General features: G+C 69.4%; 14 protein-coding genes. 10 read left to right on the plus strand and 4 right to left on the minus strand.

Features of this window, described 5'->3' with window-relative positions; translation table 11 throughout:
* The 3 genes from VF697_RS23690 to VF697_RS23700 all read left to right on the plus strand — a co-directional run.
* Positions 1–289 (plus strand): PEGA domain-containing protein (locus VF697_RS23690; RefSeq protein WP_331098679.1); only part of this gene is annotated, 289 nt, incomplete at its 5' end.
* Positions 290–394: 105 nt separating this feature from the next.
* A complete protein-coding gene (locus VF697_RS23695) occupies positions 395–1,768 on the plus strand; it encodes a lysine 2,3-aminomutase (RefSeq protein WP_331098681.1) in 1,374 nt (457 codons plus the stop codon).
* Entirely contained in the window at positions 1,768–2,979 is a 1,212-nt protein-coding gene (locus VF697_RS23700; RefSeq protein WP_331098683.1) for a KamA family radical SAM protein, read from the plus strand. Before VF697_RS23695 ends, VF697_RS23700 begins: the two co-directional genes overlap by 1 nt.
* 9 nt (positions 2,980–2,988) lie before the next feature.
* Here VF697_RS23700 and VF697_RS23705 read toward each other — a convergent pair whose 3' ends face one another.
* The 3 genes from VF697_RS23705 to VF697_RS23715 all read right to left on the minus strand — a co-directional run bounded on the left by VF697_RS23705 (position 2,989) and on the right by VF697_RS23715 (position 4,526).
* Entirely contained in the window at positions 2,989–3,498 is a 510-nt protein-coding gene (locus VF697_RS23705) for a hypothetical protein (RefSeq protein WP_331098685.1), read from the minus strand.
* 73 nt (positions 3,499–3,571) lie between these two features.
* On the minus strand, positions 3,572–3,898 hold the full coding sequence (locus VF697_RS23710; RefSeq protein ID WP_331098686.1) for a hypothetical protein: 327 nt from the start codon (positions 3,896–3,898) through the stop codon (positions 3,572–3,574).
* A gap of 43 nt (positions 3,899–3,941) precedes the next feature.
* Positions 3,942–4,526, minus strand: coding sequence for a hypothetical protein (locus VF697_RS23715; RefSeq protein WP_331098688.1), 585 nt, complete (start codon positions 4,524–4,526; stop codon positions 3,942–3,944).
* Between the two features lie 27 nt (positions 4,527–4,553).
* Here VF697_RS23715 and VF697_RS23720 point away from each other — a divergent pair, with 27 nt between their 5' ends.
* The 6 genes from VF697_RS23720 (at position 4,554) to secF (ending at position 11,583) form a co-directional block, all read left to right on the plus strand.
* Positions 4,554–5,660, plus strand: coding sequence for a SpoIID/LytB domain-containing protein (locus tag VF697_RS23720; RefSeq protein WP_331098689.1), 1,107 nt, complete (start codon positions 4,554–4,556; stop codon positions 5,658–5,660).
* Positions 5,661–5,708: 48 nt separating this feature from the next.
* The gene (gene queA, locus VF697_RS23725; protein ID WP_331098691.1) at positions 5,709–6,791 is read left to right on the plus strand and encodes a tRNA preQ1(34) S-adenosylmethionine ribosyltransferase-isomerase QueA; all 1,083 of its coding nucleotides are present in this window, start codon (positions 5,709–5,711) and stop codon (positions 6,789–6,791) included.
* A 15-nt stretch (positions 6,792–6,806) separates the two neighbouring features.
* A complete protein-coding gene (gene tgt, locus VF697_RS23730; protein ID WP_331098693.1) occupies positions 6,807–7,991 on the plus strand; it encodes a tRNA guanosine(34) transglycosylase Tgt in 1,185 nt (394 codons plus the stop codon).
* Between the two features lie 306 nt (positions 7,992–8,297).
* Complete coding sequence (gene yajC, locus VF697_RS23735) at positions 8,298–8,597, plus strand: preprotein translocase subunit YajC (RefSeq protein ID WP_414641335.1); 300 nt, start codon at positions 8,298–8,300, stop codon at positions 8,595–8,597.
* On the plus strand, positions 8,597–10,366 hold the full coding sequence (gene secD / locus VF697_RS23740; protein WP_331098697.1) for a protein translocase subunit SecD: 1,770 nt from the start codon (positions 8,597–8,599) through the stop codon (positions 10,364–10,366). The genes yajC and secD overlap by 1 nt, the downstream gene beginning before the upstream one ends.
* Before the next feature lie 20 nt (positions 10,367–10,386).
* Positions 10,387–11,583, plus strand: a complete 1,197-nt coding sequence (gene secF / locus VF697_RS23745) for a protein translocase subunit SecF (protein ID WP_331098699.1) — start codon at positions 10,387–10,389, stop codon at positions 11,581–11,583.
* Between the two features lie 120 nt (positions 11,584–11,703).
* On the opposite strand, the gene VF697_RS23750 is transcribed toward secF, so the two are convergent.
* Positions 11,704–12,291 (minus strand): outer membrane beta-barrel protein, encoded by a 588-nt coding sequence (locus VF697_RS23750; RefSeq protein ID WP_331098701.1) that lies wholly within the window; start codon positions 12,289–12,291, stop codon positions 11,704–11,706.
* A gap of 216 nt (positions 12,292–12,507) precedes the next feature.
* Between VF697_RS23750 and recJ the strand changes: the two genes are divergently transcribed.
* A partial coding sequence (gene recJ / locus VF697_RS23755) for a single-stranded-DNA-specific exonuclease RecJ (RefSeq protein WP_331098703.1) occupies positions 12,508–13,725 on the plus strand: 1,218 nt, incomplete at its 3' end.

The following is a 13,725-nucleotide window of genomic DNA, read 5'->3' on the forward strand; positions in this document are numbered from 1 at the left end:
CGTCAAGCCACAGCCCGCTCCGAAGAACCCTGTCACGAAGGTCTCCAACACCCCCAAGTCGACTGCCAAGGGCAAGCTCGCCTGCAGCTCACGTCCCCTCGGCGCTCAAATCTGGGTCGACGGGAAGTACACCGGCCGCGATACCCCGGCGGCACTCGGCAACCCGGTCATCCTCCCAGTGGGCAACCACACGGTCATCTTCAAGATGGGCGGCAAGCAGAGCAAGCCCCAGCAGGTGAAGATCTCCGAAGGGGATATGGCCAAGCTCATCAACGTGCCTGTCGAGTAGTCAGTCACGCACGCATTCGTTGCCCTCTTTCCTTTGTTGGGTAAAGAGGGACCCCTGTCCCCGGGAGCCGTGTCCCGGGCCCTGGTTCCATGAAGGTGGTTCGCCATGACGACGACGCCCATCCGCGGAAAGCCCGCTTCGGCTGGCCCCGCGCAGCAGCCGTTTTCCTACCCGCTCCGCCGTGAGTTCGTGGAGCCCGATTGGCGGCGTCTGCCCGGCTACAAGGACGTCACCCAGGCCGAGTGGGAGAGCTCCGTCTGGCAGCGCAAGCACACCGTCAAGAACCTCAAGGAGCTCAAGGCCGTCCTCGGCCACTTCCTGGCGGATGACCTCCTGGCCAGCCTGGAGCGCGACCAGCGCGAGCGCGCGACGATGTCCATCCTCGTCCCGCCCCAGATGCTCAACACCATGGACGAGACGGACCTGTGGAACGACCCGGTCCGCCGTTACATGCTCCCCGCCTTCGACGACCGGCACACCGAGTGGACCAACCACCCCAAGGCCAGCCGCGACAGCCTCCACGAAGCCGATATGTGGGTCGTCGAGGGGCTCACCCACCGCTACCCCACCAAGGTGCTGGCGGAGATGCTCCCCACCTGCCCCCAGTACTGCGGCCACTGCACCCGCATGGACCTCGTCGGTAACGACGTGCCCCAGGTGCAGAAGCACCGCTTCAACGTCGGCCAGAAGGAGCGCTACGAGCAGATGCTCGACTACCTGCGCCGGACGCCCACCGTCCGCGACGTGGTCGTCAGCGGCGGCGACATCGCCAACCTTCCCATCCAGGCCCTCGAGCCCTTCGTCAGCGCGCTGCTCGACATCCCCAACATCCGCGACATCCGCCTGGCCTCCAAGGGCCTCATGGCCATCCCCCAGCACTTCCTCCAGGACTCCGTCCTGCAGGGGCTGGAGCGCCTCGCCAAGAAGGCCAATGAGCGCGGCGTGGACCTCGCCCTCCACACCCACGTCAACAACGCCCGCCAGCTCACCCCGCTGGTGGGCAAGGCCGTGCGCAAGCTGCTCGACATGGGCTTCCGCGACGTGCGCAACCAGGGCGTCCTGCTGCGCGGCGTGAACAGCACCCCCAAGGACCTGCTCGAGCTGTGCTTCACCCTGCTCGATCACGCCAAGATCCTGCCGTACTACTTCTACATGTGCGACATGATCCCCAACTCGGAGCACTGGCGGCTCTCCGTGGCCGAGGCCCAGCAGCTCCAGCACGACATCATGGGGTACATGCCCGGCTTCGCCACCCCGCGCATCGTCTGCGACGTGCCCTTCGTCGGGAAGCGGTGGATCCACCAGGTGTCCGAGTACGACCGCGAGCGCGGCATCTCGTACTGGACCAAGAACTACCGCACCGGCATCGAGGGCAATGACCCCGACGCCCTCAGCCGCAAGTACGAGTACTTCGACCCCATCTACACGCTGCCCGAGTCGGGCCAGCAGTGGTGGCGCGATCAGGCCAAGGCGGCGTAATGCTCCCCCCCAGGCCGCCCTCCAAGGGCGCTCTCGCGCGTCCGGCCTCCGAGGCCGGGCGCCGTTCGCTTTTTCCCGAGGCCACCGACGCCGAGTGGTCCGACTGGCGCTGGCATCAGCGCCATGCCGTGCGCGGCCTCGCGCAGCTCGAGAAGTACGTCCCCCTCACGCCCGACGAGCGCGCCGGCGTGCAGGAGACCTCCTCGCTCTTCCGCATCGGCATCAGCCCCTACTACCTGTCCCTCATCGACAGGGACCACCCCTTCTGCCCCATCCGCATGCAGTCCATCCCCGTGCGCGCCGAGGCCCGCATCCGCCCCGGGGAGCTCGCGGACCCGCTCGGTGAGGACAAGACCCGGCCCGAGGAGGCCATCGTCCACAAGTACCCGGACCGGGTGCTCTTCCTCGCGCTCGACACCTGCTCCGTCTACTGCCGCCACTGCACCCGCCGCCGCATCACCAAGGGCGGCGAGGCCGAGCTCACCAAGGAGCAGATGCGGCGCGGCCTCGAGTACATCCGCAGCCACCCCGAGGTGCGCGATGTCCTCATCTCCGGTGGAGATCCGTTCCTGCTCTCGGAGGAGCGGCTGGAGGCGCTGCTCGCGCCCCTGCATGAGATTCCCCACGTGGAGATGGTGCGCATCGGCACGCGCGTCCCCGTGTGCCTGCCCATGCGCGTCACCGACTCGCTGGCCAGCCTCCTGCGGCGCTACGCCCCCGTCTACGTCGTCACCCACTTCAACCACCCCAAGGAGATCACCCCCGAGGCCCGCGAGGCCTGCGAGCGGCTCGTGGACCACGGCATCCCCGTCGAGAACCAGGCCGTCCTCATGCGGCAGCTCAACTCGGACGCCCGCATCATCCAGGAGCTCTCCCACGCCCTGCTGCGCATCCGCGTCCGCCCTTACTACCTCCACCAGATGGACGTGGCCGAGGGCTGCGAGCACCTGCGCACCCCCATCTCCAAGGGCGTCGAGATCCTCCAGCAGCTCCGCGGCTTCACCACTGGCCTCGCCGTGCCCCACCTCGCCGTGGATCTGCCCGGCGGCGGCGGCAAGGTGACGCTCCAGCCCGACTACGTCCTGGAGCGTGGGGAGAACCAGACCGTCTTCCGCAACTTCAAGGGCGAGCGCTACGTCTACCCCGAGCCCGAGGAGACCGACTGCGCCTGCCCCTATGACGGGGTCTGGCAGCAGCGGCGCTGGGGGTAGGGGAGGGGCTCACTCCTCCTCGGACGGGACTTCCTCGTCCTGGGGAATCCCCACTTCCACGGAGGGCGCCGCGCCCTCCTGCTCCTCCAGCGTCACCGGGTTCTCATCATCGAAGCCCTGCTGGACCTGGATCTCCCCAGGCTCCTGCCCTCCGCCCGGTTGGCTCTTCGTGGCCTCGGCGGCCTTCTTCGCCTCCAGCTCCTTGGCCGCCGCCTCCACCGCCTCGGTCTGCTTCCTTCCCATCCGGGTCGTCTGGCGCGCGTAGTCCTTCTCCGACACCCCGTGCTGGTCCCGGACCCCCTGGACGGCCTGCTGCTGCTCCTGGATGAGCCGCCGCCGCTCGGCATTGCTCATCTCGGAGGACTTCTTGTTCCCGTGCGCGGCGTTCACGCGATCCAGCGCGGCCTTCTCGTCGCTGCGCATCCGCGCGATCTGCTCGGGCGTGAGGTCCCCCGCGAGCGCGAGGCCCGGCGCGGCGAGCCAGGTCGACAGCAGCAGGACGGACAGACGGCGGGACATGGGCACTCCTGAGGTGGGGACTCCCATCGTATGGGAGGTCGGGGGTGGGTGGGTAATCCCCCCGGTTTCGCCCTCAGCGGGCCCGGCAGCGCGTGCAGCCATCCGTCGTCTCCGCGCAGGACTCCTGGGCCTGCACACACCGCCGCGTCAGATCCGTCCGGTCGGGATGACGGGCCACCACCTCGCAGAAGTCCTCCGTCACGTCGCACGTCTGCGTGGCCTGGGTGCAGCGGTCCTCGCAGGACGTCTCCCCGCCCGCTCCTCGGGAGCGCAACTCCTCTAGCCGCGCCTCATAGGTGGCGAGCTGCTCGTCGTCCGAGCCGGCGACCCGGGTGGTGTCCACCTGCTTGGGGCATCCCACGAGGACCAGGGTCAACAGGGCAAGGCTGGCAGCGCGCATGGCTCTCCCTTACGCGCGGCCGCTCGGCCCGTCCAGGGCTCTCTCAGCGTTCCATGGGCCTCGGTTGGACCGGGCGCTCCGGCGGCGCCTCGGGGCGGTTGCAGTACAGGTACCCCGTCAGTCCCAGCAGGGCCAGCACCGCCAGCTTCCGCAGCCAGTCCTCCCGCGTGCGACTCGGTGAGGCTTCCTCTTCGCGCTCGGCGGCCTCGAGCGCCGCCGCCACCTCCGGGCCCTGCGCGCGCAACCGCCGGCACAGCGCCACCAGACTCGTCAGCCCCGGGGGCACCACCGCCGTCTCTCGCTCCAGTGCCTCGGCGAGGGCTCGCGCCCAGAGGGCCTCCTCCGCGTCGTTCTCCGGAGGGCGGCAGGGGAGGGCCGCCGCGGCCGTGAGGGCCAGCCCCGCCCGCAGCAGGTTCACGGAGAAGGCCTCCGACGAGACGCCGTAAAAAGCCGCGCTCTCCGCCAGCGTGCTGCCCCGCACCAACCGGAGCACCAGGAAGGCGGACTCACGGTAGGGCAGCGCTCGCAGCGCCGCGCAGAGCTCGGGGGCCGAGAGGCGGGAGACGTCGGGGGCAGGGGACACGTGCCGCGCATTCTCCGCCATCCGCCGGCCGATTTCTTGAGCCATGAGCACCAACCCCTACACTCGGGCACCATGTGGCGACCTGTTGCACTCCTCTTGCTCCTGCTCGCGCCCTTCCGCGCGCTCGCCGTGGAGACGATGCGCATCGCCATGGGGGACGCCCAGGCCGAAGTCCGCGTGAGCGGCCGCGCCCTGTCCTTCGGCTCCGATACCGAGGACGCCCGCTTCTCCCCGCTCGACCCGGACAGCGTCGTCGTGCGGCGCCGCGGCTCCCGCCTGGAGCTCAATGGGGCCCCCGTCATCGGCAACGCGGTGCGCTTCCGCGCTGGCGAGGACTCCGAGGACGCGGGCGTGCCCGGCTCCTCGCCCCTGCGCGCCGGGGGCATGCAGGTGCGCGGCGATGTCGTGGTGCGCCTCTACAAGGACGGGCTCCAGCTCATCAACGTCATCCCGCTCGAGGACTACCTCGCTGGCGTGCTCGGCAGCGAGATGCCCGTCTCCTTCCCCCCCGAGGCCCTCAAGGCCCAGGCCGTGGCGGCTCGCACCTACGCCCTCCAGAAGAAGCTCGAGACCTACGGCAGCCCCTTCCACATGGGCAGCAGTGTGCTCCATCAGGTCTACGGCGGCCTCAACCGCGAGGACCCGCGCAGCCGCGCCGCCGTGGAGGCCACTCGCGGCGAGGTGCTCACCTACGAGCTCGCCCCCATCGAGGCCTACTTCCACGCCTCGTGCGGCGGCCGTACCGAGTCTGGCCAGGACGCCCTCCAGCGAGACCTCCCGTACCTCCAGGCCGTGGATTGCCCGTGCGGCAGCCTGCCCGCCAGCCGCTGGAGCGCCACTGTTTCCGACTCGGAGCTGCATGCCGCGCTGGGCCAGGCCACCGAAGGCTTCCGCGTCGCCTCCCGCAGCGCTACCCACCGGGTGAACCGGGTGGTTACCGCCAACGGCGTCTCGCTCGATGGGGCGACGCTCCGGCGGAAGCTCGGCTACACGAAGCTCAAGAGCCTGGGGTTCGACGTGGAGCGCACCGGAGGGGCCTGGCACTTCAATGGCCGCGGCTACGGCCACGGCGCCGGCCTGTGCCAGTGGGGGGCCAAGGGGCTCGCGGACGAGGGGCTCTCCTACCGCGACATCCTCTCGCACTACTACCCGGGGACCGAGCTCCAGCAGCTCTACTGACACATCCCGTTTCGTCGCGACGTCCGGGCTGTTACAAGCCCGTCCTCCGTGTCGTCACTGCTCTCCGATTACGACTTCGAACTTCCCGAGGCGCAGATCGCCCAGGCGCCCCTCGGCGCCCGCGATGCCTCCCGCCTCATGGTGGTGAGCCGCTCCTCGGATGCGAGGGCCCACCGCCGCTTCGCCGAGCTGCCCGAGCTGCTGCGCGAGGGCGACCTGCTCGTCGTCAACGACGCCCGCGTCATCCCCGCCCGCCTCCTCGGGAGCAAGGTGGGGACGGGCGGCCGGGTGGAGCTGCTCGTCGTCCGCCCGGCGGCTCCCACGCTCACCTCGCAGGCGCTCGGCGGGGCGACCGAGGCGCTGGAGTGGATCTGCCTCGGACAGGCCTCCAAGGGCCTCAAGCCCGGGGCGCGCATCGCCTTCGAGGGCCTGGAGGCCGAGGTGCTGGAGGCGCTCGGGGGCGGCGAGTACCGGGTCCGCTTCCACGCCGCGCCGGGCACGTCGCTCGCCGAGGTGCTGGAGAAGGCCGGCCGCCTGCCTCTGCCGCCCTACATCACCCGCGCCCCCGAGGCCTCGGATGCCGAGCGCTACCAGACGGTGTACGCGCGGGCCTCGGGCGCGGTGGCGGCGCCCACCGCCGGGCTGCACTTCACCGACGCCACCTTCGCGGCCCTGGCGGCCAAGGGCATCCGCCGCGTCGAGGTGACGCTGGACGTGGGGCCGGGCACCTTCCTCCCCGTGCGCGAGGAGAACTTGGAGAAGCACCACATGCACCCGGAGCGCTACTTCGTCTCCGAGGCCACCGCCCAGGCGGTGAATGCCGCCAAGGCCGAGGGGCGCCGGGTGGTGGCGGTGGGCACCACCGTGGTGCGCACCCTGGAGGCGGCCACGGAGCCGGAGACGGGGCGCCTGCGCTCCGGCCCGGGCGAGACGACGATCTTCATCCGCCCCGGCTTCGCCTTCCGGCAGGTGGACGTGCTGCTCACCAACTTCCACCTCCCGCGCTCCACGCTGGTGGTGCTGGTGAGCGCGCTGCTCGGCCGCGAGCGCACCCTGGCGGCCTACCGGGAGGCCGTCGCCGCCGGCTACCGGTTCTTCTCGTATGGCGACGCGATGCTGGTGACGGAGTAGGGGAGACACGACGCAATGGCAGAGCCGCGCAAGGAGAAGGGCGACACCCGCGTTGCACCGAGTCTGGTGCGCTATGAGCTGCTGCACGAGGACGCCTCGGGCACGCGCGCGCGCCGGGGTCGCCTGCACACCCCCCACGGGCTCATCGAGACGCCCATCTTCATGCCCGTGGGCACCGTGGGCAGCGTCAAGGGCGTGGGTCCGGACGACCTGTTCACGATCGACGCGCAGATCATCCTCGGCAACACCTATCACCTCATGCTCCGGCCCGGAGACGACCTGGTGGGGGAGATGGGCGGCCTGCACCGCTTCATCTCCTGGGACCGGCCCATGCTCACCGACAGCGGCGGCTTCCAGGTCTTCAGCCTCGCCGAGAAGCGCAAAATCACCGAGGAGGGCGCCGCCTTCCAGTCGCACCTGGACGGGCGCCACATCCTCCTGTCCCCCGAGCGCTCCATCGAGATTCAAGAGACGCTCGGCGCGGACATCATCATGGCCTTCGACGAGTGTCCGCCCTCCACCGAGGACCGGGCCTACCTGGAGAAGTCCCTGGCGCGCACCACCCGCTGGCTGCAGCGGTGCGTGAAGGCCTGGAGCCGCGAGCGCTCCTCGCTCTTCGGCATCGTCCAGGGCGGCCTGGACAGGCAGCTGCGCAAGTCCCACGCCGAGGAGGTGTGCGCGATAGACCTACCGGGCTATGCGCTCGGCGGCTTCTCGGTGGGAGAGTCGCCCGAGGCCATGCACGAGGGCGTGGCCTTCTCCGCTCCGCTGCTGCCCCGGGACAAGCCGCGCTACCTCATGGGGGTGGGGACGCCCGTGGACCTGGTCACCTGCGTGGAGCACGGGGTGGACATGTTCGACTGCGTGCTGCCCACCCGGTGCGCGCGCAACGGCCTGCTCTTCACCTCGGAGGGCAAGGTCGTCATCCGCAACGCCACCTACGCCAAGGATCCCCGGCCCGCGGACCCGGCCTGCTCCTGCTACACCTGCCGCAACTTCAGCCGCGCCTACCTGCGCCACCTCTTCGTGGCGGGGGAGATCCTGGCCATGCGGCTCAACACCCTCCACAACCTCCACTACTTCCTCACCCTGATGAAGGACGTGCGCCGGGCCATCGCCGAGGACCGCTACGCCACCTTCGCTCGCGACTTCCGGGAGAAGGCGCGCGCCCAGGAGACCGAGCGCACCGGGAAGAAGTGACCCAGCGACCATCCAGCCGGACGGCTCCTGGGGCTTCTCGGGGACATGCCGGAGTGGCCCGCCCCCCCCTGACGGGACGTCCTTGCCGGAGGAGGGCGGGCGGGCATGGTGCGGAACGGAAAGGCCCAGGGGGCTTCGCCGTTCACTTGCTCGGGGTGTGTGCCCCCTGCTAAGAGGCCCCCCTTTCCGGTTTGTCCGTTGTCCGCTGGTGGACGACGGCGTGGACGGAACCCCTACTCGACGACGAGGCGGTTTGTGGCAGACAGCTTCCTGATTCTGGCTCAGGCCCCAGGTGGACCCGGCGGCATGGTGAACATCCTGTTCATCGGCGCCCTGTTCGCCATCATGTACATCGTGATGATCCGCCCCCAGCAGAAGCAGATCAAGGCTCACCGCGAGCTGATCTCCGGGCTGAAGAAGGGCGATGAGGTCATCACCCAGGGTGGAATGATCGGGCGCATCCAGGTGGTGTCGGAGCGCGAGATCACCCTCGAAGTGGCCAACGGCGTGCGCATCCGCGTGCTCAAGACGTCCGTGGCCGGCAGGTACGTGGTGGGGCCCGAGGCCCCGGCCGCGAAGACCGAAGATAAGAAGGAGGAGAAGTAATGGACCGCGGCTGGTACTGGAGGCTGGGGCTGGTCATCGGCGTGACGCTGCTGACCGTGTGGCTCCTGATCCCCTCCTATTATTCGCTCTTCGTGGTGGACAGAAGCGAGCGCAACAACCTGACGCTCCTCAATGAGCGGCTGCCCAAGTGGGCTCCCCCCGCGAAGTACCGCATCAACCTGGGGCTGGACCTGCAGGGCGGCATCCACATGGTCATGCGTGTGGACACCAAGACGGCGCTGCAGAAGCGCACCGAGCGTCGGGGTGATCAGATCGCCCGCTACATCAACGACAAGCAGCTCGGCGAGGTGTCCGTGGACACGGACGCCCAGGCGCTCCAGCTCACGCTGACCGCCAAGGAGCCGGCCACCATGGACGCCATCGAGAAGGAGGTGCTCGCCACCTTCACCGATTTCGTTCGGGTGTCGCGCGACGGGGCGAAGCTGGTGCTCACCCCGGACGAGGGCCAGGTGAACTTCTTCCGCGAGGAGTCGGTCGACCAGGCGATGCTCGTCATCCGCCGCCGCATCGACAAGTGGGGCGTGGCCGAGGTGGACGTGCGCAAGCTGGGCACCGACGCCATCCAGATCTCCCTGCCGGGCCGCAGCGACCCGGAGCAGGCCAAGGAGCTGGTGGGCACCACGGCGCAGCTCGAGTTCCGCATGGTGGACGACACCACCGACTTCTTCCGCAAGACGTACCTGGAGACGCCGCCGCCGGAGGGCAGCAACATCACCCTGTCCACCTCCGAGGGCTTCCCGCAGCTGGAGGGCCCCAACCGCGAGGCGCTGCTCGCCTACGTGGCGGAGAAGACGCCCGCCGAGCGCGAGGTGCTGCTGGAGTGCATCCCCAGCGCCACGAAGAAGGGCGTGTGTGACAGCTACCGCACCTTCCTGGTGGAGAAGGACGTGCCGCTCACGGGCGAGAGCCTGACGGGCGCGGACGCCTCGCTCAGCCAGCTCAACGAGCCCGAGGTGAACGTCAGCTTCGACGCCGCCGGCGCTCGCCAGTTCGAGGAGCTCACCGAGAAGGGCACCGGCCGGCGCATGGCCATCGTGCTGGACACCTACGTGCAGTCGGCGCCGCGCATCAATGAGCGCATTGGGGGGGGCCGGGCGCGCATCACCATGGGCCGCTCGGGTGGCCGTCCCCTGGAGCAGTGGCTGTCCGACGCGCAGACGCTGGCGCTGGCCCTCAAGGCGGGCGCGCTGCCGGCCCCGGTGACCATCGGCGAGATCCGCCAGGTGGGCGCCTCGCTGGGCGACGAGCTCATCCGCAAGGGAGGCCTGGCCTCGTCGCTGGGCCTGCTGCTCGTCATCGCCTTCATGGCCCTGTACTACAGGGGCGCGGGCCTCATCGCCGACGTGGCGCTGGTGCTCAACGGCCTGCTCATCCTCGCGGGCCTGGCGCTCTTCAACGCCACGCTCACCCTCCCGGGCCTCGCTGGCTTCGCGCTGACCCTGGGTGTCGCGGTGGATGCCAACGTGCTCATCAACGAGCGCATCCGCGAGGAACTCGGCCATGGCAAGACGGCGCGTGTCGCGGTGGACCAGGGCTACGATCGGGCCTTCTGGACCATCTTCGACTCCCACGTCACCGCGCTCATCGCCGGCTTCATCCTCTTCTTCACGGGGACGGGCCCGATTCGCGGCTTCGCCACCACGATGATCATCGGCCTGCTGGCGTCGCTCTTCACGTCCATCCTCGTGACGCGCCTCTTCATGAACTACTTCGTCCACGGCCGTAACGCCCAGACGGTGTCCGTCTAGTTGGTCCCGAGGGAACGCAGATGCTGACGATCCTCCAGAAGATCCTCAAGAACCAGACGAACATCGACTTCATCGGCAAGCGCAAGCCCGCCGTCTTCTTCTCCACGGTGGTCAACCTGGCGATCCTCATCGGCATCGCCACCTGGGGCTTCAACCTCGGTGTGGACTTCGCCGGCGGTACGGTGGTGGAGGTGAAGTTCAACAAGGCCATCAGCGCCGCGGACGTGCGCAAGCGCGCCGAGGCGGGCGGGCTGCCCGACGTGTCGGTGCAGAGCATCGGCGCGGCGAGCGAGAACGCGTTCCTCCTGCGGCTGGGCGGCGTCACCCAGCTCACCGAGGAGCGCGCGGTCAAGGCCCAGGAGGCCCTCCAGGCGCTGGGGCCGGTGAAGAGCATCTCGCCGGACCTGTCCAACGGCATCATCAACCTGCGCTTCCAGCAGGCGCTCCCCGCCGAGCAGATCGAGAAGGCGGTGGAGGGCTCCGGCACGGGCGTGGAGGAGGTGCGCTCGCTGGGCCCGGCGCAGGCCGGTGGTTTTGACTACCAGATTGTCGCCAGCGGCATGGCGGACCGCATCCGCGCCTCGCTGATGCAGGGCGTGCAGGACGGCCAGCCGGACTTCGAGATGCGCCGCACGGAGTACGTGGGCCCGCAGGTGGGCAAGCAGCTGCGCAACCGCGGCGTCATGGCGCTGCTCTATTCCATGGTCGCCATCCTCATCTACGTGGCGTTCCGGTTCGACTTCAAGTTCGGCCCGGGCGCGCTGCTCGCCATGCTCCACGACGTGGTCATGGTGGCCGGCTTCTACCTGATCAGCCGCGCGGAGTTCGGCCTCACCGCCATCGCCGCACTGCTCACCATCGTGGGCTACTCGGTCAACGACACCATCGTCATCTACGACCGGATCCGCGAGGACATGGCCAAGTTCCGGGGCAAGCCGTTCCCGGAGGTGATCAACATCGCCATCAACGACACCCTGGGCCGCACCATCCTCACCTCGGGCGTCACCGCGCTCTCCCTCATCGGCCTGCTCGTCTTCGGAGTGGGAGAGATCCGCGACTTCGCCTGGGCGATGCTCGTGGGCATCATCGTGGGCACGTACTCGACCGTGTACATCGCCAGCCCGCTCACCATCTGGCTGGACGAGCGCGCCGCGGCGCGTGAGGCCCGTAACAAGGGCGGCGGCCCGATGAATCAGCAGGCCAACGCGCCGGGATGATGGTGTCCTGAGCCACGCCACGGGTGAGGGGATGACCCTCGCCCGGGTGGGCCCGGAAGGCCCTCGCGCTCCGCGAACCCGCGGGGACGAGGGCCTTCGATTCTTTCCGGGGGCCGCGCATCAGAAGCGACCACCCACCGTGAGGCTGGTGTCCAGCAGGCCACCGCTCGCGTCGCCCGGCACCGCCGCGTCCGCGAAGTTGTCATCCACGAGGATGCGGTACGTGCCGCGGATGCCCGCCGTCAGGGCCCCCGCGTTGAACTCGATGCCCGCCGCCAGCGGCACCTCCTCCATGATGTCCGACTCGTATGGACCCGTCGCCTCGCCATTCGCGGAGACGTAGGAGATGCCCAGTCCCGCTCCCACGAAGGGACGGACCTTCTCGAACGGGGGGGAGATCTTCACCAGGCTGTTGGCACCATGGCGGATGAACGAGGGCGCCTCGGCGGCGCGGAAGCGATCATCCGTCACGTCGTTCTTGGAGCCGTCGTAGCCCACCTCGAAGCCCAGCATCTTGTAGGGCTGGAGGTTGAGGGTGACGCCCCATGTGGGGCCCGTCGCGGTCAGCCCTCCGAGATCTCCCGTGTACCCGCCGATGCCGCCGTCCAGGAAGACGTTCACATCCCCTTGCTTGTCCTGCGCCATCGCGGTACCGGCGAGTCCCAGACCGAGAGCCAGTGCCGCCGCTCGGATGCTCCTGTGCCTCATGCCATCTCCCGTGTCGGTTTGTTTGCACTTCATGCTGCGCATCGACCGCAACGCGTGCGCCGGGCGGACATCCGAGCGGTACCTGACCGCTCGCCTGCTGCCCGTTCGACAGGGCGAGCCCCAGGTCGTGTTCCCTTGGGGAGACTTACGAGGTAGACTGAGCGTTGATTCTTTGCCCGGGAGCCCGCAGAGGGCTGCCGACGAGGGGTTGCGAACGTGCGTTGGGTGATTCCGGAGGTACCCCAGGAGCAGGCCGCGTCGCTCGCGTCGGAGCTCGGGCTGCATCCGCTCTCCGCGCGTGTGCTCGTGCACCGGGGGTTGCGGACTCCCGAGGCCGCCTCGGCCTTCCTCACGGACAAGCTGGCCGACCTGCCGGATCCGTTCCGGATGAAGGGCATGGTCCCCGCCGTGGAGCGCCTCTTCCGCGCCATCCGCGAGAAGGAGCGCATCACCCTCTACGGGGACTACGACGTGGACGGGGTGTGCTCCACCTCGCTGCTCGCCCTGTTCCTGCGCGAGCTGGGCGCCCGGCCCGCCACCTACATCCCCCACCGGCTCGACGAGGGCTACGGCCTCAACCTCCAGGCGGTGGAGAAGATCGCCTCGGACGGCACGCGCGTGCTGGTGACGCTCGACTGCGGCGTCACCTCCGTGGCGGAGATTTCGAGGGCCAAGGAGCTGGGCCTGGACGTGGTGGTGGTGGATCACCACACCGTGCCGCCCACGCTGCCCCCGGCCGTGGCGGTGCTCAACCCGCACCAGCCCGGCTGTGAGTACCCCACCAAGCACCTGTGCGCCGCTGGCGTGGCCTTCAACCTCTGCATGGGCCTGCGCAAGAAGCTGCGCGATGACGGCTGGTTCGCCACCCGCAAGGAGCCCAACCTCAAGGCGCTGATGGACCTGGTGGCCATGGCCACCGTGGCGGACGTGGTGCCGCTCACCGGCGCCAACCGCATCCTCGTCCACCACGGCCTCCAGGAGCTGTCGGCGGGCCGCCGCTTCGGCGTGCGCGCCCTCAAGGAAGTCGCCGGGCTCGAGGCCGACAGCCCTGTCACTGCCGGGCAGGTGGGCTACCGGCTCGGGCCCCGCATCAACGCCGCCGGCCGGCTCCATGACGCCTCGCTGGGGCTGCAGCTGCTGTGCTCCGAGTCCCTCGACGCGGCGCGCTCGCTGGCGCAGGTGCTGGACCGGGCCAACGCCGAGCGGCAGGGGATTGAGAGCAGCATCCTCACCGAGGCGCTCGCCCAGGCGCAGGAGCGGGCCGAGCAGGCACGAGGCTTCGTGCTCTACGCGGACGGCTGGCACCCGGGGGTCATCGGGATTGTCGCCTCGCGCGTGGTGGAGCGCTTCCACCGGCCCACGGTGATGGTGGGGGTGAAGGATGGGGTGGGGAAGGGCTCGGCGCGCAGCATCGAGGGCTTCCACCTCTATGAC

It is taken from the genome of Archangium sp., assembly GCF_036388035.1.
Lineage (GTDB): Bacteria > Myxococcota > Myxococcia > Myxococcales > Myxococcaceae > Archangium.